Origin of the sequence: Vibrio sp. L5-1 (assembly GCF_021728315.1) — a bacterium.
GTDB classification, from domain to species: domain Bacteria; phylum Pseudomonadota; class Gammaproteobacteria; order Enterobacterales; family Vibrionaceae; genus Vibrio; species Vibrio splendidus_K.
Genome location: NZ_JAKKCQ010000001.1, coordinates 535,224 through 560,165, shown reverse-complemented (window position 1 = coordinate 560,165; position 24,942 = coordinate 535,224). Strand labels below are relative to the sequence as shown.

Below are 24,942 nucleotides of genomic sequence, written 5' to 3'. Positions count from 1 at the left end.
TCTGCCGTATTTTTGACATCAGACGAGGAGCAAACCGTTAGTTTGATGTCACTCGAAGATTGACTCTTCATTTTTAACAATCATTTGTCATTTTCATGTTGAGAGGTACGAAAACCCATCTACACTATGTTTATAACTGTTTGATTTTTATAAGAGGTGTCAATGAGTCGTAAACCTATAGTGTTAGTCGTGGATGACACCCCAAGTAACTTAGATGTGTTAACGGCAATCCTCAAAGATACCTATCAAGTTAAGGTCGCGATTAACGGTACTATCGGTATCAAAATAGCGAAGATGGTGCCGCAGCCAGATCTTATTCTCCTTGATATCATGATGCCTGACATCGATGGCTACGAAGTGTGCCGTCAATTAAAAGCTCAGCCAAATACTGCGCATATCCCCATTATATTCGTTACCGCAAAGATTGGCCCTGAAGCCGAAGTAAAAGGCTTGTCCTTAGGTGCTGTTGATTATTTAACGAAGCCAATTACACCTGAAATTGCACTACAACGTGTAAAAACCCATATTGCTCTTTATGACCAGCAACGAGCTTTGTTTAGTCAGGTGAAAGAGAAAACCCAAGAGATCAATCTCGGCAAACTAGAAACGCTCAACATATTGGGTAGAGCCGCTGAATTTAAAGATAACGAAACAGGCATGCATGTTATGCGCATGAGCCATTATTGCGAGATATTAGCCAAAGCCTTGGGCATGACAGACGAAGATGCCGAGACCTTACGTGATGCAGCGCCGATGCATGATATTGGCAAGATTGGCATTCCTGACAGTGTGTTACTGAAGCCAGGCAAATTGGATGCCGATGAATGGACTACCATGCAGAAACACGTCGAGTTCGGTGTTGAAATCCTTGGTAGGCAGGGCGATTCCAAACTGATGCGTATGGCCATTCAAGTCGCGCAGTATCACCATGAAAAGTGGGATGGCAGTGGTTACCCAAACCAGATAGCCGGCGAAGATATTCCATTGGTCGGACGAATTGCGGCCGTTGCTGACGTATTTGATGCCCTGACAGCAGAGCGTCCTTATAAGAAGGCTTGGAGTGTCGATGAGGCGCTGAGCTTGTTTGAAGAACAGAAAGGCAAGCATTTTGATCCGACTATCGTCGATCTTTTTTTCGTCAACTTGCCCGAAATACTAGCGATTAAAGAGAAATTTAAAGATGAATAAGCGCTTTGTTATATGGATTAAGCAGTGCTTTATACTCATTTCTAGTTTGTTATTTCTTCTCATTGGTTTACCACATGCTCATGCCGTGAGTGTTAGTGAAGGTGATTTAACCCGGTGGTTAGAAAGTAAACCTAAAGTGACCTTTATCGCGCTTTCCAGTCATTATCCTTATTCGTTTATTGATGATAAAGGGGAGGTGTCCGGTATCATTCGGGATTGGGCGAACGAGTTTGAACTTAAGTATGGAATTGAAACGGATTTTATAAGCGTAAACTCTAATTCTGACGCGAAACAAGCGCTACTTGATGGGAAAGGAGATGTTTTCCCTTTCCAACAGTTTGATCCGAGCGAAGGTGGGCGATTTCTCGCTACTAATCCTTACATCCCTTACCAAATCGCGGTGATTCTTCCTACCGACGACCCTACTACCGACAACATTGAGCAGTCCGATAAGCGGCGTATCGCGATGGTTCAAGATAGTATCGATCTAGAAAAGTCGGGGGTACAACTGAGCTCAATCGAAAGAGTCCAATTTGATACTGCGATTGATGCTATCCGAGCACTGGAAGATGGTTCAGTCGATGGGATGCTCGCTGAGCCCGTTACAACATTAAATCTTGCTCACAAGAGTGGTGTATACAGTTTAGCGGTCAATTACGTTCTCGACCGCTGGAAATACATAGAAGCTGCAATGGTTGTTCGAACTAAGGACACCGAATTGCTTGCTTTGTTAAACCAACAAATTGCAACGTTTGATATTGGGAAGAAAAACCGGATCCTATCGCATTGGTTAAAAGACTCACCCTACCGAACTCCAGTTAAAGGGGTGTTTGGTTTTGGTAATCCACCATATATGTACCCGGATAGCACTTCTGTCGGTATCGAACACGACATTATGCAAAGGGCTCTAAACAGCATGGGCTACCGACTTGGTGACGTTGTCACGTTGCCTCGTAGTGCTGCAAATCAAGCCATCGATAACAATAGTTCGATATCGTTTGTCTCAGGGATACAGGCTGACGGGTCTTCAGTGCACTTTTTGAGTGACAAAGTCATGGATGTTGAATTCGTGCCAGTTTCGTTAAAAAGACGTAACTTGAACCTCAAATCTGCCAAGAACCTATCTTTAGGTGCTTTGTTATTCGATGAAACATCACCAATAAAAAATTCTGTCGAACTACTTAAAGATAAGGTGAGCATCGATCGAATTGAAGATATTGATAGCTTAGAGTCTGCATTTTCTCAACTACGAGCACAAAATGTTGATTTGTTAATGGTCGAAAAACGGGTATTAAGATGGTTTGTGACAAATACTCGTTTCATTGAAATGCGTGAAATCGAACTACACGAAGATTTTAAAGTCGATTATCCAATTTATGTTGATTTTAGAACGCCCAAGTTAAGAGACAGTTTTAACGAAGCGATTAAATATTTAAAGCAAACTGATGATGAGTTTGAACAGATACTTGAAACCCAAGTTAAGAATGATCTTACTCCTGTACTTAGAAAAGCCGATATTATCGCTCAAATCTCCGCTTACTTTATTGTGAATGACCGCTTCGAAGAACTCCCTAAGATCTTTGACATATTCGATGCTGAGCACACATTCAAGGTTATTTCTGCTCAAGCGGATAATAATAAAAGACCGATTGAATCTTGGTATTTAGGCGAAGTATTAGATTCTTCACTGAGTAAAAAGAATACGTCTGAATTATCATCTGTTACCAAAGGTGCTGGTTATAAAACGCAAACAGGAAGCATTAATGCGGGCTTCATGACATTTTATTTTGATGTCAATTCGGTTGAGAGTAATTATGTGTATTTCCCTTCAATTGACCAATTTGAGTCATTTGGTGAAGGAGCTCAGCGTTATATCTCAGATGTTTACCAATCGAACAGCCTGACTGGTGAACTTCTTAACCTAAGTCAGAAAGAGCGTCAATGGATCAAGGATCATCCCGAACTAAAGATAGGTATCGATCCAAACTCATTACCTTATGAAGCTTTGTCAAACAGGGATGAATATATAGGGATGATTGATGATTACCTCAAGTTAATTGAACAAAAAACCGGACTGCGCCTTAGTCATGTCGACGTTGAAAGTTGGCAAGAAACTCGTCGCCTCGTTGATCATCGACGAGTACATTTAGTGTCAGCTGCGGTTGAGAACCGCTCATTAGGCGAAAGTGTAAAGCCAGCAAAAGCGCTATTCTCTAGTCGCCTTGCGATAGCTTCAAGGCGTGATGTAAATAGTATTGTGCTTAAAGAGGCTAAAGGTTGGAAGCTTGGAATATTAGCCAGTGGTGCTAATACCGAAGCCATTGTTGAAAGTTACCCAAATATTGAATGGGATCTTGTCGAATCCACCAAAGAAGGGTTGGATCGAGTTGAATCTGGTGAGCTCGATGGATTTATTGATACTGTCGATGTGTTGAATTATTTGATCAATTCATTTGGTTATCGAGGTATCGGAATTATTGGTCGATTGGATTTCTTTTTATCGCCGACCTTACACGTCATTAAATCAGAGCCGTTATTACTGTCTATTGTTAACAAAGCAATAGGAAGTATCTCTGCAGAAGACCACCAAAAAATATCCGCTAAATGGGCGGCACCTAAAGCGATTGAAAAAGTTGATTACCAACTCGTTTATACCATCTCGGTATTTTCCGTGGTGATAGTATTGTTGATTGTATTTTGGAATAGGAAATTATCTAAGCAAATCACTATTGCTAATAACGCTACCGAAGCACTTCGTAAAGCACAAAATCAGCTTTACAACATTTTGAACACGTCCCCTATAGCTGCGAGTGTTATTGTCGACGAACAAGTTCGTTATACGAATGATACGGCGAAACGTCTTTTTGGAGTAGAGCGAAGAGAGCTCTCTTCTATTGATGTTGAAGTCGTTTACAACACTTTATCCGATCGTGATACTTTGTATAAAGAACTGAATCTTAACGGTAAGGTTGTGAATCGGGAGTTAGTGCTTCGGAAATTTGATGGCAGTCGTTTTGTCGCTCTTGTTAGTTACTACCTACTCGAGCTTGATGGGGAAGTCGCGACTCTATTTTGGGCTTTTGATATTTCAGAAATGAAACGCCTAAATGAACAACTAGAAGAAGAGAAAAAGCGAGCCGATTTGGCGAGCCAAGCCAAATCTGAATTCTTAGCTAACATGAGCCATGAAATAAGAACGCCGATGAACGCGATTATTGGTTTATCTTATCTAGCGATTGGGGAAATATCTAATCCGGTCGCTCGAAATTATATTGAGAAAGTGCATCGTTCGGGTCATTCATTATTAACTATCATCAACGATATTCTTGATTTCTCAAAGATAGAAGCGGGTCAGCTTGTTATCGATAGTATTCCCTTTGATCCTGTAACGACATTCAAAGATGTGATTGAGTTGATGGAGTCGAAAGCAATCGAAAAGCAGCTTAATTTATCAATGTCGATTGCACCGGAACTAGAGATGCCAATGCTTGGTGACCCATTGAGGCTATTTCAGGTGATCCTGAACCTTATTGGTAATGCCATTAAATTTACAGAGTACGGGCAAGTGACCTTAGCCGTTGAACTGGTTAAATCTAACGAGAACAGTGTGAGTATGAAGATCATTGTTTCGGATACTGGGATAGGTATATCAGAAGAGAACCTACATAAACTATTTCAAGCGTTTAGCCAAGCAGATAGTACCACCACGCGCAGGTTTGGGGGCACAGGTTTAGGGCTTAATATCAGTCAAAAGCTTGTACAAGCCATGGGCAGTGAAATTTCAGTAGTGAGCATATTGGGACAGGGCAGTGAGTTCTCTTTCCCTTTGACGTTACCTAGATCGAACACAGAGGAACTCGCGGACTTTAAGTCGCAAGAACTTAAACTGGATTATCATATTGAGTTTAAAGGACAAAGGGTGTTGTTGGTTGAAGACAACGAGCTGAACCAAGATTTAGCTCTGGCATATTTTAGTCGTGCTAAATTGAATGCTGATCTAGCTGAAAATGGCAAAGAAGCCGTGGCGTTAGCTCAAACTAACAATTACGAAATGATTTTTATGGACCTTCAAATGCCGATTATGGATGGCTTCGAAGCGACACGAAAAATTAGAGAGTTTGATACGCAAGTTCCTATCATTGCGATGTCGGCCAATGTATTCGCTGATGCAAAACAGAGAGCAAGAGACGCAGGGGTAACGGATTTCTTAGATAAGCCGATAATCATTGATAAAGCGACCTCTTTGCTTATCAAGTACATCGTGCCAGAGGTGATGGTAGAAGAGAAGGCAGCGCCGTTAGATGGGCAGGCAGAGCAACTCGAAGGCCTAACAAATCAACCTACCAGCATTGATGTGATCAGTGTGTTTTCTCAGCAACGATTTGAACAGCTCACTCATCATGATGCAGAACTTCAAAACAAACTGATTGGGAAGTTCCATAGCAGAGCCCCAAGCATGATGGTTGATGCGGTTGATAATTTGGCACAAGACGATTGGATTACGCTTGAAAGAAACCTGCATACTTTGAAAAGTATGGCAGCGTCGATTGGCGGCCTCAGGTTTGCTGATTTGATGGGAGAGTTAGAAGATAAAGCTCACAATCGTTTGTGTGATGATCAAGCCCTCAGAGAAGGTGAGGCGAGGTTAGTTGAGCTTATTGCAGCAACGGAAAGCCAGATTGTGAAGCCACAAGTGGAATACATGAGTGAAGCAAGTGCGATGGGAACCGTGGTCAAAGAAGATCAAAGGGTTAAGCTACTCTCGCTGCTGGAAGCTTATGATAACGATGCAACGCAATACGTGGCCGAGTTACTTACAGAGTATCCAAATTCTGTTGCGCTTAACGATGTGCAAAGTGCGTTAGATAATTATGACTTCGAGCGAGCCTGTCAGGTTCTCAGTACCTTGGAATAAGCCGCTTTGCTTAGTCGGCATATAACAGTTGCTGTCTTATCGCTATTACTGTCTGAATAACAAGTGCTTCAGTACTAAAGCCTCTAATCTTCTGGGTTAAAGGCTTTAAATTTAATCAACTAATCAACTAATCAACGCTTCTAACCACTCACGTTCTGTTTGATCAGATCGATAACCGTATCGTATCGGTGCGGCAGTTTTCGGTTTCGTTTTTGAACCAGATACAGTATTTCCTCAACCTCTATTTTGGGTGGCACAACGTGCAACTTGTCTCTTTCCGGGAAGTGCTCAACTGCGCCAGCCGGTAAGACGGTAAAGCCTAACCCTTTCGATACTGGCAGCAAGATCTGGTGAAGCTGATTGATGTAGCCAGATCTTGGTATTTCATTAACGTTGATGTTCGCAAGATCCTTGTCTCCACACAGGTCGAAATACAAAGACAGGTAGTGAGCAGAATCTGGATGCGCAATCAGGCCAATGTCGTGCAGTACTTGTGGTGTTATCTCTAAGTGAGCCAGACTGCTGTGAACGATGAGGCAGAGTGCTTCTTTACCAATGACTTGGCTTTGATAGTAACTGTCGTTTGGGGAGTGCCTAACAATGCCGATATCGGTGGTGCCTTGGATCAGGTCATTCAATATCTTTTTGTTTGGAGCCGCTTCTAAGTTAATGCTCAGATCTTGGTGTTGCTGCTGAAGTTCAAGAAGCTTGGGGTACAGACGTAAAGAGAGTGAACCAGAGCAAGACAGGTGACATTGTCCTGCATAAGGGTTATCAAAACTCAGAGACTCAAAGAGATCTTCTTGGTCTTTTTCTAGCTTGAGCGCATAGCGATACATAATCCGACCCTGTTCGGTCAGCTCGAAGCTTTTATTTTCCCGAGAAAGCAGGTCACAATTACAAGCTTGTTCAAGCTTCTTGATGTGCTGGCTAACTCCGGGCTGCGTCATATACAACTTTTCTGCGGTTTGGGTGAAATGTCCAACTTCAACCAGAGTCTTAAATGTATTGAGCCAAAGTGGATTAATCATACTCACCTTCAAATGCTAAAGCCTATAAATAATAGAAAATTATTATTATCTTAAGTAATGATAATTTCAACCCTAGGGCGTAAAGCAGCGAAGATCAAAGTATGCTGGATTGAATATTGTTCGAGGCAGAGTCTGCGGTTGTTTGCTGGAGTTCTTTTGAGTAACAAAGTGTTGCGACTTTGTTGATTATTTGGTCTATTGACCCACTGTGCTCATATTTAGGAACGAAGATGAATAGAAATGTTTGGCTGCTCTCACTGTGTCAGGCCTTATTGATGACGGGTAACATATTGTTGATCTCGGTGATTGGTTTGATAGGTAAACAGATCGCCCCTAGTGTCAGCATGATTACCTTGCCGGTAGCACTGCAGTTTTTGGGTTTAATGGCAGCCACTATTCCTGCATCTTTAATTTCAGGAAAATTAGGACGAAAACGAGGGTTCAGTATCGGTAATGTGGTTGGCATTACAGGGGCGAGCCTTGCAACTTACGCTTTATCTCAGCAAAATTTCTATCTGTTTTGTTTCGCCACGTTCTTACTTGGGATAGGTATTGGTTTTGGTACGCTTTATCGTTTCGCTGCTATCGAAGTGTGTGATGAAAATGCACGCCACCGTGCGATTTCAATATCGATGGCTGGTGGCGTTCTTGCTGCAGTACTCGGGCCTAACTTAGCGATCATGTCTCAACAATGGTCAGCAGATGGCTTGTACATTGGTGCTTTTGCTTCTTTGATTGGGTTGAATATTCTTGCGTTACTCATCTTACAAACCATTCAGTTTCCTAAAGCCTCTTTTAATAGTCAGGCTCCCAAAGCCGATCCTTTAGGTGTGATCGTTAAAGCACCGAACTTTATTGGTGCGGTCTTTGCGGCCATGGTTGCTTACGCTGTAATGAACATTTTGATGACTGCAACGCCATTGGCAATGATTGGCTGTGGTTTTGACTTTACTAAAGCTGCTGGCGTGATTGAGTGGCACGTGTTGGGGATGTTTGTACCTGCATTTTTTACCGGATCACTTATCGAGAGGTTTGGCTCAAGAATGATGATCTTGGCGGGCGGGATTCTGTTCGTCGTCTGTATCGCGATTAACATTCATGGAGAATCTATTTGGCACTTCAGAGCGGCCTTGGTTGTGCTTGGTGTGGGTTGGAACTTCATGTTTATCGCGGCAACAGGTTTGTTTAGTCAGTCCTACCAATCGCAGAATAAAGCTAAGGCACAAGCGTTTAATGAATTTATTGTCTTTGGCTGTGTGACTATTACAGCGATGCTCTCTGGCTGGCTAGAATCGACAGCAGGGTGGCAGAACCTTAATATCTACGTATTACCATTCGTGTTAGCTGTTATCTTGCTGTTCGCATTTAGTGCTCGTAAATCGCGTATTCAAAAGCAGCCTGTGTAATGGCTCATCGAATAGTGGTTCAGTAAATTCGTTACTGTGATTAGAACCCTAGTATCTCGAACTGCGACCAATAAAAAGCCCTACCAAATCGGTAGGGCTTTTGCTTACGGCTTAAATAATAACGTTTCCTTAAAACTGCTGTCTTGGCTCATGCTCGAAGACAACAGTGCTTAAGCTTGCTTGTAAGTACGTGTGATAGAGCCGCGTACTTATTTTGATGGTCTATCGTTTAAAACCTAAGACCTAAGACCTAAGACCTAAGACCCAAGATGAGCTACAGGTCGACCAAAATTGTCTTAGTCGTAATCCCACCTTGGTCATCGATTATCTTCAGAGTCACCTCGTGCTTTCCGTATGAAGGGAAGATAGAAGTGAATGTGCGACCTCGTTTCACCTTTCCGTTTGGAAGTGTCCACTCGGTATCAACAATACGACCATCGCTGTCTGAACTTGTAGACCACATGGTTACCCAACGACCCAAGTGAATGTACTTTGCACTCGCTTCTGGAAGGGCGTTTGGAGATTCAACACTCACTACGGAGCTAAATGAATCGGTAGCGCCTTTGTCGTCGACAACAGTCAAGTTCACCGTGTATTCACCGGCTTGCTCGTAAGACCAAGTTGGTGCCACTTCGTTACTTGTTGTGCCGTTGCCAAAGTCCCATAGATAACTTGCGATCTCACCGTCTTGATCAGAACTGAAGTTACGTGCAGAAACGTTCAGGCCAGTAACATTGAGCTCAAAGTTCGCAGTAGGGGTGACGTTGTGTTGGCTTACTTTCGATAAGCGAACCACGCCGTATTCGTTGTTGTCACTCTGATTCACAATATCAACGGCTAAACCAAACTCCGTCAGGATACGTCCTGAATCAGGCGCTTGAGGAGACGTGTAGTCTTGGTCGTCAGAGAAGCTAGCGTTACCAAGCAAACTGGTATCTTCAAGTACATCATTGTCGCTGTTCACAAGACGCATTGGGGTATGATCTTTGAGTGAGAACGCAGCATCACGAACTTGGTAACGAGTTTGAGCGACTTCACCAGATTTTTCCCAAGTCATGGCATTCTGGTCTGCATCGACCACACCTAACCAACCTTCACCTGGGTGTTTGCCTACCCAGTTATCAGTCAGTGACTCGTCTACGTACCAAATGATCAAACCCGGATCGAATGAGATAAGTTGCCCCATACGTTTGATGTTGGCTAGGCCTTCATCAACATCCATGTGGCTACGCCATTGCAGCAGGTAGTAGTGTTGCGCTTGGTGGAATCCATTGCTCAGCTTGTAGCCATTTAGGGCGAAGGTGGAGTTGCTTTCACCATCGTCTATTGAGGTGACTTCACCATCCACGACCACACTGAGGTTATCCAAATAGAAGCCTTCCATCGCTAAGCCACCATCGGTGATGTACTCAAATGACAGTTCTACTTCTTGGCCTACCCATTGTGAAACGTCAAACTCAGCGTCAATCCACCCGCCAGATTCGCCGCCAATAGCAGGAACGAGGCCAGTATTGTATGGGTCATCCATTGAGGTGATGTTGCCAGCTATCGCTTGTCCATTCACAAGCACGCGAGCGAAGTCGTAGTCTTTCTCAATTTCATACCACGTTTTGAACGAAAGCAATGCAGAATCACCGGCTGGAATCACCAACTTGCGTGTCATGCTGTTTTTCAGGTCATCGCCTTTTTGAGAGTGGAATGAATACTCTCCCTCAAAGGGTTTCAGACTTTCAATTTGCTTTTCAGGAAGATCGACCTTAATCATGTTCGGACGGCTGTTATCCGTTGTTTGGAACAGTGTATAAACTTGTGGGTTGTCTTCTAGGTCATCAATCGAGATTTGATCATCGTTAACCCAGCGACCACCAATCGATTTTTGTAGGAAGTGCTTTGCCCAAGAGCTGAATGCCGTTGGTTGTGTGCCACCAATTTTGCCAGCCCAGCTGCCTGAAGACATGATTGACCAGTAAGAAATCGGTTCACCTTTGCCTGTGTATTGCGTGTCGTACTCGTCTGGTAAGCCTAAATCATGGCCATATTCGTGAGCACAGACACCGGCTGCGGCATCAATCGGTTGAATGGTGTAATCAAAGGCCGCGTATTGGCCACCAAAGCGGTCGGGAAGAGAGCTAGAGGTACCTTCAAGCACATGTGTGCGACCAAGGTTGAATCGGTGAGACCAGATAGCATCAGGGCCTAATACGCCACCACCGGCTTCTTCGCCAACAGATGCGTGGAATACCATTAAGTGATCAATTACACCATCGGGTTCACGGAAGTTTCCGTCACCATCGTAATCGTAACGATCTTCAATATCGTAATCGGCTAGGTTGATGCTAGGATCTTGAGCCAGTTGATTCAACGCTTCGCGAACCAGTTCTTGTGCGTTGAGATCGTTGTCGGTCGTCGGGGAGTTACCACCATAGAAAGACGCAGGCTTAGAGGCGCGATACCAACCAGCAGCTTGACCTGCAACGCTGTAACTGTCACCCGATTCGCTTTGGTAATACTGACGCATCGAGATTAGGTTTTCGCCGTTTGGCCCTGTGTAGCCAGAGTTTGAAAACAGCAACTCTTGATAATGTTCTGGGTTGTAGCTCTCGTAGAGCATTTGGGTGTGCTCTTCGGTCAGCTTGTTGTCATCCCAGTTCAAATCAGGGAAATCCACCAATAGAGCCAGTACTTTATCGGTACGCTTGGTGCCGACTTCCAAAGCAAAGACGCTGGCCTTTTTAACGCCAGATCCTTTCTCAATGGCTTTGAGTATTTTCGCTCGTTGCTCAAGTGCTTTTTTACCGAATTGAGCGTCGCCTTTAAAACCGGAATTGATCTTATTTTTTAAGTAACGGTCAAGTGCGTCGTGTTTTGCCACATCGGTTGCATCTTGGTCGACTAAGCCTTGTCTAACTAGCATTTCAATGAGTTTGTCTTCATTAACAACGCCTAAATCAATAGGTGTTTTTGCATAACTACTGACGCTAAATAGAGTAAGCATTGCTGAAGCCAACAATGTTTTTCTCATCATTTTCATTGTATTTCCTTTTTATATTTCCATGTCGATATCAGTATCAACTGCCTTATTCGAATCAGTTGTCCGAGTCTGGCCTAATACACTCTTGTGGTGTCTTATTTAACTGACGTGTGTTTGCTGTATGTTTCGTACTTTCTATCTCTTTTGTATTGGTTGTCTCTTTTCTATTTTTTGAATCAAACGGAGTGCTCTTTACTTTCTTGGCGTTTAGATAGATACGCAAAGCTTCTTGATTGCCCTCATAGGTTAAGCTAGGACAGATAACGCCTCGTTCAATCAATGACTTCAGCAATAGTTCGTCGTTCTCAATAGTGGAAGCCTGTGACAGTGAGGAAAAAATGAGAACCATTAAAGCCATTGTTTTGTGTGACATTCTTATATCAAGCCATCAGTTTTGATTATGTAACAAAATATATTTATAAAATTAACCAATCAAATGAATAATCATTACAAATCATTATTCGTTCCGGTTTCAACATTAAGAGTTAATATCAAATAAGGATGGTTATTTATTTTATTGTCAGCTATTTAATGGGTTTTGTTGAATGAATAGCTGATAGTTTGGATTTTTAATAACATTGGTTGGTAAGTGTTTATTATCTTGAGACCGCTTTATACAAGGTGTGGGGTGATAAATAATAAGATACGTTTTTATTATCGGTGTTTAAAAATTGCATTTAATAATTGAGTGTTTAGTAAATACCCATACTGAAATTATTTTCACTCTAAATATCAATAATTGGGGTGTTGAGAATGATTTTCAGTGTTTCAAGGGCGTGAAATTTAACAATAGTGGAGGTGATAGGAGCACCAAGTCGTAAAAAAGAGCCCGTATTTGAGCTCTTTTCCTTTTATTCTCGTTGGCGATTTACTTATGACTGAGAGACATCACGATAAAAATAACGTTCACAAGTACGTGGATTCATGCGCTTAATGACGTTTGATATTAAGGCGATAACCAGCACTGAGAATACTAACCTTCCCCAAAATATGGTGTAAAAATCAGCCCCAATTAACATGATCAAAAGTGTATCTTCAATCAAACTGTGGAGTAGATTGAGCAGCATGATTGCAGTGAATACATCCCTCGCCGAGATATGTCCCTTTTTAGCTTCATTGATCAATAAGCCGCCGCCAAACGAAAGACCAAGCGTGATTCCAATAATGGTTAGGTTAGTCGCGTCCTTGCTGATTCCGAGTAGTCTCAAGAATGGTCTTAACAATATTGCCATGAGCTTTTCAACGCCTAGAATCTTTAAGATCTTGAGTAGCAGTAATAGTGCTGATATCACGATGAAGATAACGGCAAAGCTCTTTAGCTGCTCAATAGCCCATCCAAGATAGCTAGTGTCTCCAGATACTTCAGGCTGCCAAAGCACGGTTGCTGGGTAGTTGAGCAAATCCCCGTATTGATAACTGAGATTGAGTAACCATGCCAGCACCAAGCTACCACCGACTCTCACTGATAGGGTAGCCAGCCAACTCACACCCGCCTTTTTAGCTATTGCACCCTCAATCGGTAATGAATGCGCTAGTAGCATCATGCTGCCTAAAACCGAGGCTTGAGCAACCGTTAAGGGAGCATCGGAATTAATAAGAATAATCAGTCCCGCATAGATGTTAGTGAGTATGGTTGTTGCCCATACCAAGCCCATTTCTTTCGGTAATCCGACGCTTTGCATTATTGGGCTTAGCCATTCGCTAAGAATCACGACGCCGCCAAGTTCTTCAACGACCTTTATCACGATGATGATTGGAATCATGATTCGGAAAAGAGTCGAGGTGACATCGAAAATCTCTCTGAGGAGTTCTTTAAAAAATTGATAGATTGATTTCATAGTTACGACCATGGTTCGATTGTTTGGAATGAGAAGATCTTACCTTGATTATTGTGATGGTTATTTCAAAATCTATATCAATATTCGACTCCAATTTTTTATTTGTCGTAGTATTCGAAATTATTGGTCACGAAATTAGAGCTTTGAGAAATTATGGAAATTGATCGTATAGATAGGAATATTCTCGTTGAACTGCAGAAGAACAACCGAATCCCAAACCTCACATTGGCTGAGATGGTTGGGTTATCGCCTCCGGCTTGCTTAAAGCGAGTGAAACGATTGAGAGAGGAAGGCGTGATTGTGAGTGATGTGTCTATCATCAACCCAGAACTTACAGGCAGTAAGATGACTTTGGTTGTGTCCGTAGAAATGGAACGAGACCGAGGGGATATTTATCAGATCTTTCGCCATTCTATTTCTAAGGCGTCAGAGGTCACGCAGTGCTATCAGATATCGGGCAGTTTTGACTTCATGTTGATTGTCACGGTCAAAGACATTCAAGCCTACGAAGATTTTGTTGAACGAGTACTGCGCAAAGATTTAAACATTCGCAAGTTCCATACCTCTGTTTCTATGAGAACCGTGAAATTTACCACTGCAGTTAACTTAGATGAGTCATGACCGCTAATTTGAGAAGAGAAGAGAAAAGACGTGAAGCTCTGAGCTTTGTGAGGTGTCAGGCGTATTTTTGTATAAATAGCAGGCATTTACATAAAATGTGACGTTCACATTTTGTCATAACTTTAATAATTGTATATATTCCTCGCCTAAAACAATAATTAACAAAAGTTAATATAAATGACTGTCAGTTCATCTTCTCAATCTCGTGAAACGCTTCTAAGCGAAAACGAACAACTTGTCTCGACTACCGACCTTAAAGGTGTGATTACTTACAGTAATGATGCTTTTTGTCGCATCGCAGAATACAGCCAACAAGAATTGCTAGGGCAACATCACAATATCGTGAGGCACAATGATATGCCCAAAGCGGCTTTTGCCGATATGTGGGTTAACCTAAAGCAGGGTAAAGCGTGGCGCGGTATCGTAAAAAATAAAACCCAATCTGGTGGTTACTACTGGGTTGATGCTTACGTTACCCCTATTTATGATGGCGGGAAGGTGAGTGGCTACCAATCGGTTCGTGTTAAGCCTAAAAACGAATGGGTACAAGTCGCGGATAAGGCTTACCAAAGCTTATTGAAGGCTGAGAAGTCGGGGCGTCAATGGTCGTTACAGATCAGTGACAGTGTTCGTTACGCAGTGTTACTCGGTTCTTTAGCAGCCCCTTTGATTTCAAACCTAATCGAAGTAGGGCAAGTATCGCAATGGTTATTGAGCTTACTTCCTGTTTCCGCATTAGCATTGCTTTTCCGACAAGAGCTCATTGATACTCCATTGCAGTTAAAAAAGCTGCAATCTAAATTCGATAGTGTCAGTCGCCTTGTCTATTCAGGCAATAGTCAGTTCTCTGTTGCCGATTTTCACTTAAAATTATTGTCTGCAAGAATCCGCACGGTACTAGGTCGCATGACAGACTCAGCCAAGCCACTGCAGGATTTGGCGGACAACCTGAATGCCACGTCATTTGAAGTATCAGAAGCCTTAGACCAACAAACAAAAGACATCCTTCAAGTACGAGAGGCGACTGAAGAGGTTGAAGTAACCGCGAATGAGGTCTCTTCTCGTACAGAAGAAGCGCACCAGATTGTTGATGTGACTTTGCAAACCTGTGCTGGCGCTAAAGAGAGTATTAATCAAACCCATCGAAATTTAGAAAGCTTAGCTTCACAGGCTGAAAAGGCGACTCAAACGACTTACCAATTGAGCGACCAAGCGCAGAGCGTAAGCAAGATAATGGAAGAGATTGGTGGAATCGCCGAACAGACCAACTTATTGGCACTAAATGCAGCAATTGAAGCGGCTAGAGCGGGCGAGCAAGGACGAGGCTTTGCCGTTGTTGCCGACGAAGTACGTGCACTATCGGGTCGCACGTCAAAGGCGACGGTTCAGATCAAAGAGAGTATCGACACCATGCTAGCGACGATTGAAGGCTGGCAAAAGGATATTCTGGCGAACCGAGAGCAAACGGACGCGTGTGGGGATGTGGCGAAGGTGAGTGCAGAGCGCTTGTCTGAAGTCGAAACCTTAATGCAATCGATGAACGATTTGATGCAGTCGGTTGAAAGCTCCGCGCATAAACAGCGTCAGTTATCGAGTGATGTAAACCTGCATATGCAGTCTATCGCGTCGACCGCCGAGCAAAACTTAGTGGCAACGCATTCCGTGAAAGATCACTCCTCTGAGCTAAAAGAGCAAGTGAATGAGTTCTATCACTTGGCGAAGCGCTTCGAAGAGAAATAACCGTTAAAGACAAGCTGAATGAGAGATAAGAGAAAGCCTTGCGAAATTTGCAGGGCTTTTTTGTGAGCTAAAAGAACAGATAACAGATAACAGCCAACAGATACAAAAAAGCCCCGCATTTTTATACGGGGCTTTCAGTATGCATCAACCCATTTAAGGGTGAGGCAATTTAATCAAGACTAAGCAAGAATCTCTTTTGCTGTGTTTACTACGTTTTCAGTAGTGAAACCGAACATCTTGAATAGCTCGCCCGCTGGTGCAGATTCGCCGAACGTTGTCATGCCGATGATCTTGCCACCGAAACCAACGTACTTGTACCAGAAGTCAGCGATGCCAGCTTCTACTGCGATACGTGCTGTTACGTCAGCTGGAAGCACAGACTCACGGTATTCAGCGTCTTGCTTGTCGAATGCGTCAGTTGCAGGCATAGAGACTACGCGTACCGCTTTACCTTCAGCTGTTAGTTCAGCAGCAGCGCTAACCGCTAGCTCAACTTCAGAACCCGTTGCAATGATGATTAGCTCTGGCTTGCCAGCACAATCTTTCAGGATGTAACCACCCTTAGCGATGTTTGCTACTTGCTCAGCGTCACGATTTTGTTGTGCAAGGTTTTGACGAGAGAAGATAAGTGCAGAAGGACCATCTTTACGCTCGATTGCCAGTTTCCAAGCAACAGCAGACTCAACTTGGTCACATGGGCGCCATGTGCTCATGTTTGGAGTCAGACGTAGAGATGCGATCTGCTCAACCGGTTGGTGAGTAGGACCATCTTCGCCTAGGCCGATAGAATCGTGCGTGTAAACTTGGATGTTCTGAGTCTTCATCAGAGCAGCCATACGCATTGCGTTACGTGCGTATTCCATGAACATTAGGAACGTTGCGCCGTATGGTACGAAACCACCGTGCAGAGCGATACCGTTCATGATAGCCGTCATACCGAATTCACGTACACCGTAGTGGATGTAGTTACCAGAGAAGTCATTTGCTTCAAGAGGCTTAGAACCAGACCACATAGTCAGGTTAGAAGGCGCAAGGTCAGCAGAGCCGCCCATGAATTCAGGTAGCATAGCACCGAAAGCTTCTAGTGCATTTTGAGATGCTTTACGTGATGCGATGTTTGCTGGGTTAGCTTGAAGATCAGCGATGATTGCCGATGCTTTCTCTTCCCATTCAGCAGGAAGATCACCGTTTACGCGGCGTTTGAATTCAGCTGCCAGCTCAGGGTATGCTGCTTCATAAGCTGCAAGTTTCTCGTTCCACGCTGCTTCCTTAGCTGCGCCTGCTTCTTTCGCATCCCACTCTGAGTAAACTTCCGACGGAATTTCAAAAGGACCGTGCTCCCAACCTAGTTGCTTACGAGTTGCTGCGATTTCATCAGCGCCTAATGGTGCACCGTGACAGTCGTGCGTACCTGCTTTGTTTGGAGAACCAAAGCCGATTACAGTTTTAGTACAGATTAGAGTAGGACGAGGATCCGCTTTAGCTGCTTCGATAGCTGCGTTGATAGCGTCAGCATCGTGACCATCAACTGCTGGGATTACGTGCCAGCCGTAAGCTTCAAAACGCTTAGGCGTATCGTCAGAGAACCAACCTTCAACTTCGCCATCGATAGAGATGCCGTTGTCATCCCAGAAAGCAACCAGCTTACCAAGACCTAGCGTACCTGCTAGAGAACATGCTTCGTGAGAAATACCTTCCATCAGACAGCCATCACCCATGAATGCATAAGTGTAGTGGTCTACGATGTCGTGGCCTTCTTTGTTGAACTGTGCTGCTAGCGCTTTCTCAGCCATCGCCATACCAACAGCGTTAGTGATGCCTTGACCTAGAGGACCAGTCGTTGTTTCTATACCTGGTGCGTAGCCGTACTCTGGGTGACCAGGAGTCTTAGAGTGCAGTTGACGGAAGTTCTTAAGGTCTTCAATTGAAAGCTCGTAACCTGCAAGATGAAGCAGAGAGTAAATCAACATTGAACCATGCCCGTTAGACAGAATAAAACGGTCGCGGTCAGCCCATTCTGGGTTTGACGGGTTGTGGTTTAGGTGAGAGCGCCAAAGTACTTCAGCGATGTCAGCCATACCCATAGGTGCGCCAGGGTGACCAGAGTTTGCTTGTTGTACGCCGTCCATGCTTAGAGCACGGATCGCGTTAGCTAGATGTTTGCGGTTCATAATTGCTTCCAAAATTGATTCGAAATTAAAAATTCGTGGATAGATGTAAAAGAGGAACGAAATTCGTTCCTCTTATTTATTCGGTAGTGATTACAGCTTAGCTGCGATCATGTCTTCTAGTTTGCCTTGGTCAACGGCGAAGTTGCGGATGCCTTCAGCTAGCTTCTCTACAGCCATTGGGTCTTGGTTGTGATCCCATAGGAACTCAGCGTGAGTCATTGCAGCAGGACGCTCTTTAGTACCGTTAGAGTCGATTAGCTTCTCTACTACTTCGCCTTCAGCTGCTTCTAGGTCAGCTAGAAGTTGAGGAGCGATAGTTAGACGGTCACAGCCAGCAAGTTCAAGGATCTCACCGATGTTACGGAAGCTTGCGCCCATAACAACAGTCTTGTAACCGTGCTCTTTGTAGTAGTTGTAGATGTCTGAAACAGAGATTACGCCTGGATCTTCTGAAGCTTCGAAATCGCGACCTTCTTTCGCTTTGTACCAGTCCATGATGCGACCAACGAAAGGAGAGATTAGGAATACACCCGCTTCAGCACAAGCACGAGCTTGAGCGAAAGAGAATAGAAGCGTTAGGTTACAGTTGATGCCTTCTTTCTCTAGGATTTCAGCAGCACGGATGCCTTCCCAAGTAGAAGCCAGTTTGATAAGGATGCGGTCGTTAGTGATGCCAGCGTCGTTGTACATTTTGATAAGTTGACGAGCTTTAGCAACGCTGCCTTCCATGTCGTAAGAAAGACGAGCATCTACTTCAGTAGAGATACGGCCAGGTACAACGTTAAGGATTTCTTTACCGATGTTCACGTTAAGCATGTCACAAGTGTCTTGAACTTGTTGTGCTTTATCAGCGCTTTGCGCTTTAGCGTATTCGATAGAAGCATCGATTAGAGGTGCGTACTCAGCAATTTGAGCGGCTTTAAGAATTAGAGATGGGTTAGTTGTTGCATCTTCCGGAGTGTACTTGCTGATAGCTTCGATATCGCCAGTGTCAGCTACAACAGTTGTTAGTTTACGAAGTTGCTCTAATTTATTGCTCATTTTGATCATCCTATGTATCGCAGAACACCCCTTTAATGGGAGAGGTGTGGGCATTTGCAAGCGAACTAATGAAGTTCCTCATGGTTGTACCAGTGAGCCTAACTTACATTAATTTAAATTTTTCTCCGAACGAACATTTGCACAGAACATTTGTTCGCTCGATGAGTAAATGATGTATCCATATTTATCCGATCTAGCCCCAAAGTCAACGGTAAATAGTGCTGTATGGTGACTTCAGTCAAATATATTTCGCTCTAGTAATCATGGGGTATGCAAGCAAACGTTTAACAGACAAAGTGAGGTGAATTAATCAACAACGAAACTATGGTTATGATGCTGAGTAAATGTTCCTTGTTGTTACATATGTTCAGGGTGTAAGCTTGTGCATCACTTACTGAGCTCTCCTATATTAGGAAGTACAGCAGGTAAAATAATTGTTAAATATTAGTTGAGTGGTATATGAGTAAGAATATCCAAGATGTTTCCGAAGAAAACACTGATCTCCTCACTGAAGTAGCCGTTGCTTACTATCAAGATGGTGCCACCCAGGAAGAGATCTCTAAAAAGTTCTCTATCTCTCGTGCAAAGGTTGGTCGAATGCTCAAGCAAGCCCGCGATGAAGGGATTGTCGAGATCACCGTGAAATACCACCCAGTATTCAGCGCGAAGATAGAACAACGTTTGATCGAACGATTTGGTGTTAAGCGTGCATTGGTTGCACTAGACCAACCGAATGAAGAGAAGCAGCGGTTACAGGTTGCTGGTTTGGTGTCTAACTATCTTACCAGTACACTGAAAAACGGCATGGTGGTGACAGTAGGACAAGGTCGAAACGTATCGTCTGTTGCTCACCATACTGGCGTAATTACCCCACGTGACTGTAAATTCGTATGCGGTATCGGCGGTATTCACCCAAGAGGCGGTATGTTTAACGCCGACCATATATGCAGACAACTAGCGAAAAAGTACGGCGGATCTTCTGAAACCTTATACGCGCCTGCTTATGCTGAAAACAAAGCACAAAAATCCGCGTTCATGGAAAACAGTACTGTTAAGCAAACACTCGATCTAGCTCGTAAAGCGGATGTCGCTTTAGTCGGTATCGGTGATATGAGTGAAAACAGCTATATGGTCGACCTAGGTTGGTTTACGGCGGGTGAGGTAGTACAGTCTCGTTTACTACAAGGTGTCGTCGGTGACTTTGCGGGTTATGACTTTTTCGACGTTCACGGAAAAGCTGCAAATACAGTAATGAGTGACCGTGTGATTGGTTTAGCCTTGGAAGAGTTCCGCCCTATCGCTGATGTAATCGCCATCGCTGCCGAGAACAGTAAGCCATTAGCTTTATTAGGTGCTCTAAGAACAGGCGTGGTGGATGTGATTGCAACTAGTGTAAGTAATGCTTTAACGGTACTTAACTTGGATGAGCAAATGAAGCATGTTGAACTGATTGATAAAAACTAAAGAGAAGACAAAGGAGATATACTTTATTGTCCTATCCCTTGTTGTTCTTACGAAAATGAGCTTCATTCGTTACTAAAACGGGAATCTATCTAGGTTCCCGTTTTGCATTTCTGCTTATAATTTAGATGTAAATCACTGATAAAATTAACTTTATTATAGTCAGGGTGACCTCTAACCTATTGAAATACTCTGTTCTAAATTGAGCTTGAATAAGTCGATAAAGGAACGGGTCTTTTTTGATAAAGAATTGGCAGACGGGTAGAGCATAGTTAAGCTCAATTTTGGGAAAACAACATCGGGTAATACATATACTAGGCTCGAATCGTCAACCGAACGTGTCAGGTATATATCAGGTAGAAAAGCAATACCGCGGTGTTGTAAGGCTAACTTGAGTAAGAGGTTTAGATCATCAGATTTTAAGTGTATTTTAATGGACTTATCAAGAAAGTCTGCACTGTATCTATTGGATAAAATACGATGGAGTTTCAGGTCATTTAACGTATCACAGAATGGGTGAGATTCTAGGTATTTTTTGGTCGCTACGAGCCGAGATCCGTACTGCAGTAAGTTAAACTGAATATAACTATCATCAATGACTTCAACAACATTAGGTAGTATTTGTAGATCAAAACCATATCGTTTTAAATCTACACTGTCTTGGTGATTTTCAATTTCTATTTGTACGTTGGGAAATTGTGCTGAGTAGTCATCAATAGTTGAGTTAAAGATGCTTGAGCTCATCAAAGCCGAAGGAATCGCAAGACGTAAAAGACCATTAAAATCTCTCTGGCTCTCCTGTAAAGCTTCTACTCCTTGTTCGATATGATAAACCTGCTTAGCCACCAATTCGTAAAAATGTCTCCCAGATTCTGTCAATTCAATATTGCGTGTCGTGCGAATAAGCAACTCTGAACCCAACGAAAATTCTAAAGCTTTTAGGCGACGACTAACCTTGGAACGCTGCATATCGTTTGCTTTAGCTGCAGCACTTATTCCGCCATGAAGTACGACTTGTGAAAAAAGTCGGATATCGTCAAAATTTGCTTTCATTGTCCTATTTTTAGCTCAAATGGGGGCTTTTTATGAGCATACCAGAATGACCTTGTTATGACTATAATTGCACAAAATCTTTAGGCTTAGGATAAATCATGCAGCAAAAGCAAGTATTTCAACGCGTCATGAAAATTTTGGGTAGCGTGTTTATTGTCTCGTTTGTGTATTTAATTGTCGCTGATCGTCGAGCTCCTTTTACGACAGAGGGACGTGTTTATGGTCAAGTTGTGCAAGTCGCGCCTGAAGTGACTAGCAGGGTCACAGAAGTCCTCGTCAAAAACAACGAAGCGGTAGAAAAGGACGATATCTTGTTTGTTCTTGACCCTGGTAAATATGTTATAGCACTAGAGCAAGCTGAACTCGCATTGAAAGCAGCTCAAGAGCAGGAAAGATCTCTATACGCTCAAAAGAAGATGGCGATGGCCAGTATCTCCAGAGCTGAAGCAGGCTACGAAAACGCGCGTGCAGATTACCAACGAGTTGCTGAGCTTGCTAAGAGCCAAGCCGTATCAAAATCGAATTTGGATAATGTGTTCAAGCAGTATCAAGTGGCAAGTTCAGTTCTTGAAATTGAGCAACATCATCTTGGTACTTTAGTTGCGCGCTTAGGAGAGCCGGGTATACCAACAACAGATGTCTTGTTAGCTGAAAACCGTGTAAGACAAGCAAAGCTTGATTTGACTAATACGACGGTACGTTCACAAAGTGCGGGGGTAGTGACTAACTTGCGTTTAGAAGTTGGCGCAATGGCGAACGCGAATATGCCGCTGATTACCTTAATCTCTGACGGTTCTATGTGGGTCGCTGCAGACTTCAGAGAAAAGTCAGTCGCTCACGTACAAGAACGTTATCGAGCGCTGGTTACGTTTGATGCTCATCCCGGGAAGATCTTTGACTACAGCGTAGCGAGTCGAGACTTAGGTGTCGCTTCTGGACACCAAAATCCAAATGGTACTTTGACTCAGATTGAAGGGAACAACCGTTGGGTACGAGATGCACAGCGCACTCGAATTAACCTACAAAGCGATGATGCACTGCCAAGCCCGTTATTCGTAGGTTCGCGCGCAACGCTTGCTTTATATTCAAACGACAACCGTTTTTGGCGATTCGTAGCAAAAACGCGTATCCGTTTGATTAGTTGGTTTCATTTCATCTATTAGGCGGTTGCGATGAAGACACTTCGAATATGGTTTGGTTGTTCTTTTGGTCTGGCTGTTAGTATGGCCATGGGTTGGGAGCTGGGTTTCTTGGCAATTTTGCTGCCTCTTTTTGTCCTTAGTATCAGCGATAGCTTGAACTTGCCATTGTTACTGATCATTTTCGTCAGTGCTATTTGGTCAATCATTCAGGCCAATGTGTTGTGGGGAGTCTTAGGTAGCTATCCCCTTATTTTACTGACTGCTGTGGCCGTGATGTTCTTGTTTAAATGTATCGCCATGACAAAAAAGCAGACCTTTGTCGTCGGTTATATGGGCTTAATTGTTGTCTCTATATTACTGCATCTAAGTAGCTATGACTTTATCGATGTCGAGCAGATCTCTATTACCATTGGGGTTTATTGCTTATTGAATATTGTTATCTGTTCAATAGCGTATTGGCTCTTTCCTGAACCGATTTGTGAGCTGCAATATCAGCAACGCCAAGATCAACAACAGCAATCCGCTGAGAATCTGAAAGGTGAAGCAGAACTTCCTATTGAGTATGACGCTACGCAAATTATGTTGATTTGGGTTGTCGTGATGTTGTCTTTCATCGTTTTTCAAGTCGTCGATCTGTATGACTCATCAGCGGCTTACGCATCAATATTGGTGATTTTAGCTCCTTTAACTTGTGCTGGCGCGGTCGATATGGCCAAAGTGAGAGTGATTGGCACTGCTGCTGGGTGTGCTGCAGGTTTGGCGGTACAGTTAACCTTGGGGCAATGGTACGAAAATGCATTTTTATATTGGTTATTGTTCACGATTGCTATGGGGCCATTTTGCTATTGGCACACACAAGGCAAGCTCAAATCGGCCTTAGCATCTTCTGCAATGGCTTCGTTAACAGTGCCGTTGACAACCGTGCTGATTCCCGGTGAACAAGATGCTTTTTTCTCCATTTTATATCGATTTAGCTCAATTTTTATCGCAGTAGTGATCAGCGCTCTATTTATCTTATTGATGCAGAAAATACTAGAGTATAAGGTGGTAAATCGTGCTGTATAAGCCGTCTGAAAGAGACACAGCATTGATGACACCAAAACCTGTGTTGTTCATGATCGTAATATTTGTGTTGTTGGTATCGGGTTGTGCCTATACACCTGAACGTAACGTCTTATTAAATTCCGAGCAGTTAAACCCCTTAGACACGCCGGGTTTGAGGTTTTGGGATGAGTCCGTTATCTCGACTGATAATTACGACTTTAGTCACGCTATAGAATCTCTTGTTGAACACAGTAATAAGTCCGGGCAGGTAAACCATCTTGCGCTGTCAGGGGGTGGGTTTAATGGGGCTTTCTCCGCGGGCGTTTTGAACGCATGGAGTGAAAGTGGAACTCGACCCGAATTTGATGTTGTTACAGGTGTATCAACGGGTGCGATTGTGTCGATATTTGCATTTTTAGGCAGTGAATACGATCAAAAACTGAAGGGTTACTATACGCGAACGACAGCCGATGAAATGTTTAAACGTAATTCAATTTTTCAGTTACCTTTTCGAAATTCAATGGTGGATGTTAGTGGTTTTGAATTCAAAGTCCGTGATGCTGTCGACGCTATAATGGTCAATCAACTTGCTGTTGAGAGAAGCAAAGGGCGGATATTACTTATCGCGACAACAAGCTTAGACAATGAAAAAATGGCGATTTGGGACGTTGGAAAAATTGCCCAGATCGGAACGCCTCAAGCCCAACAGTTGATACAAGATATCATTATTGCGAGCAGTGCAGTTCCTGGGCTATTCCCCGCCACTCGAATTACATTGCCATATCGAGGGGCAACGGTCGACGAATTGCATGTGGATGGAGGTGTTTCAAGGCAAGTCTTTCTTATTCCACAGGGTTTCCCAAAAACCTTTGTTCCCAAAAATATAGAAAAGAACATTTACGTTATACGTAATGGTTTTCTTAAACCTGAGTTTGAAGAGATAGATAATGGCTTAACATCAGTTTCTTATCGTGCGTTATCAATATTGATTCGTCGTCAAAGTATCGGTGATATAGAGCATATTTATAACTACAGTGAGCGTAACCAAATTGGTTTTAATCTTGCCTATATCGATGATGATTTTTCGAAGGATGATCTAAGTTCATTCAGTTTAGAGTATGTGCAGAAATTGTATGACTATGGGTATCAAAAAACGCTAGATAGTGACTTATGGCGTCGAAACTTACCGGATCCAGGTTGAGTTAGATTTGAATACCTCCATGCTTTTGAGGGGGCATGGCAGTAAATTCACTTTCTTGG

The 24,942-nt window shown here is 43.2% G+C and carries 16 protein-coding genes; 9 read left to right on the top strand and 7 right to left on the bottom strand.

The genetic code is table 11. The features are described 5' to 3' along the window. The first annotated feature begins 162 nt into the window (after positions 1-162). Together L3V35_RS02270 and L3V35_RS02265 are read left to right on the top strand one after the other, a co-directional pair. Positions 163-1,188 carry a two-component system response regulator gene (locus tag L3V35_RS02270; protein ID WP_054545659.1) on the top strand — a complete coding sequence of 342 codons (1,026 nt, stop codon included), beginning with the start codon at positions 163-165 and terminating at the stop codon, positions 1,186-1,188. Continuing rightward, entirely contained in the window at positions 1,181-6,103 is a 4,923-nt protein-coding gene (locus L3V35_RS02265; RefSeq protein ID WP_237298239.1) for a transporter substrate-binding domain-containing protein, read from the top strand. The genes L3V35_RS02270 and L3V35_RS02265 overlap by 8 nt, the downstream gene beginning before the upstream one ends. Positions 6,104-6,243: 140 nt before the next feature. On the opposite strand, the gene L3V35_RS02260 is transcribed toward L3V35_RS02265, so the two are convergent. Next, a complete protein-coding gene (locus L3V35_RS02260) occupies positions 6,244-7,134 on the bottom strand; it encodes a LysR family transcriptional regulator (RefSeq protein ID WP_114635084.1) in 891 nt (296 codons plus the stop codon). 230 nt (positions 7,135-7,364) lie between these two features. On the opposite strand from L3V35_RS02260, the gene L3V35_RS02255 reads away from it, so the two are divergent. Next, positions 7,365-8,540 (top strand): MFS transporter, encoded by a 1,176-nt coding sequence (locus L3V35_RS02255; RefSeq protein WP_146456332.1) that lies wholly within the window; start codon positions 7,365-7,367, stop codon positions 8,538-8,540. Between the two features lie 274 nt (positions 8,541-8,814). Here L3V35_RS02255 and L3V35_RS02250 read toward each other — a convergent pair whose 3' ends face one another. From L3V35_RS02250 to L3V35_RS02240, 3 genes are all read right to left on the bottom strand, one after another. Further along, positions 8,815-11,571, bottom strand: a complete 2,757-nt coding sequence (locus L3V35_RS02250; RefSeq protein ID WP_237298238.1) for an immune inhibitor A domain-containing protein — start codon at positions 11,569-11,571, stop codon at positions 8,815-8,817. A 55-nt stretch (positions 11,572-11,626) separates the two neighbouring features. Continuing rightward, positions 11,627-11,944, bottom strand: a complete 318-nt coding sequence (locus tag L3V35_RS02245) for a hypothetical protein (protein WP_237298237.1) — start codon at positions 11,942-11,944, stop codon at positions 11,627-11,629. 499 nt (positions 11,945-12,443) lie between these two features. After that, a complete protein-coding gene (locus tag L3V35_RS02240) occupies positions 12,444-13,409 on the bottom strand; it encodes a hypothetical protein (protein ID WP_215945768.1) in 966 nt (321 codons plus the stop codon). A gap of 153 nt (positions 13,410-13,562) precedes the next feature. Between L3V35_RS02240 and L3V35_RS02235 the strand changes: the two genes are divergently transcribed. Then, positions 13,563-14,030 carry an Lrp/AsnC family transcriptional regulator gene (locus L3V35_RS02235; protein WP_017086398.1) on the top strand — a complete coding sequence of 156 codons (468 nt, stop codon included), beginning with the start codon at positions 13,563-13,565 and terminating at the stop codon, positions 14,028-14,030. Positions 14,031-14,207: 177 nt separating this feature from the next. Then, positions 14,208-15,770: a PAS domain-containing methyl-accepting chemotaxis protein gene (locus L3V35_RS02230; RefSeq protein ID WP_237298236.1), complete on the top strand. Its 1,563-nt coding sequence runs from the start codon at positions 14,208-14,210 to the stop codon at positions 15,768-15,770. Positions 15,771-15,949: 179 nt separating this feature from the next. Here the strand turns inward: L3V35_RS02230 and tkt are convergent, their stop codons facing one another. Both tkt and tal read right to left on the bottom strand, forming a co-directional pair. Then, complete coding sequence (gene tkt, locus L3V35_RS02225; protein ID WP_237298235.1) at positions 15,950-17,941, bottom strand: transketolase; 1,992 nt, start codon at positions 17,939-17,941, stop codon at positions 15,950-15,952. A gap of 90 nt (positions 17,942-18,031) precedes the next feature. Further along, entirely contained in the window at positions 18,032-18,982 is a 951-nt protein-coding gene (gene tal, locus L3V35_RS02220; RefSeq protein WP_029224345.1) for a transaldolase, read from the bottom strand. Positions 18,983-19,441: 459 nt separating this feature from the next. Between tal and L3V35_RS02215 the strand changes: the two genes are divergently transcribed. Beyond that, positions 19,442-20,446, top strand: coding sequence for a sugar-binding transcriptional regulator (locus L3V35_RS02215; protein ID WP_017075438.1), 1,005 nt, complete (start codon positions 19,442-19,444; stop codon positions 20,444-20,446). A 171-nt stretch (positions 20,447-20,617) separates the two neighbouring features. Here the strand turns inward: L3V35_RS02215 and L3V35_RS02210 are convergent, their stop codons facing one another. Then, positions 20,618-21,496, bottom strand: a complete 879-nt coding sequence (locus L3V35_RS02210; protein ID WP_017075439.1) for a LysR family transcriptional regulator — start codon at positions 21,494-21,496, stop codon at positions 20,618-20,620. Between the two features lie 98 nt (positions 21,497-21,594). On the opposite strand from L3V35_RS02210, the gene L3V35_RS02205 reads away from it, so the two are divergent. From L3V35_RS02205 to L3V35_RS02195, 3 genes are read left to right on the top strand one after another with little or no spacing between them, the layout of a single operon-like run. Then, the gene (locus L3V35_RS02205) at positions 21,595-22,659 is read left to right on the top strand and encodes an HlyD family secretion protein (RefSeq protein WP_237288768.1); all 1,065 of its coding nucleotides are present in this window, start codon (positions 21,595-21,597) and stop codon (positions 22,657-22,659) included. A gap of 9 nt (positions 22,660-22,668) precedes the next feature. Then, the gene (locus tag L3V35_RS02200; RefSeq protein WP_237298234.1) at positions 22,669-23,703 is read left to right on the top strand and encodes a DUF2955 domain-containing protein; all 1,035 of its coding nucleotides are present in this window, start codon (positions 22,669-22,671) and stop codon (positions 23,701-23,703) included. Then, positions 23,693-24,883 carry a patatin-like phospholipase family protein gene (locus L3V35_RS02195; protein ID WP_237298233.1) on the top strand — a complete coding sequence of 397 codons (1,191 nt, stop codon included), beginning with the start codon at positions 23,693-23,695 and terminating at the stop codon, positions 24,881-24,883. Before L3V35_RS02200 ends, L3V35_RS02195 begins: the two co-directional genes overlap by 11 nt. Positions 24,884-24,942 lie beyond the last annotated feature (59 nt).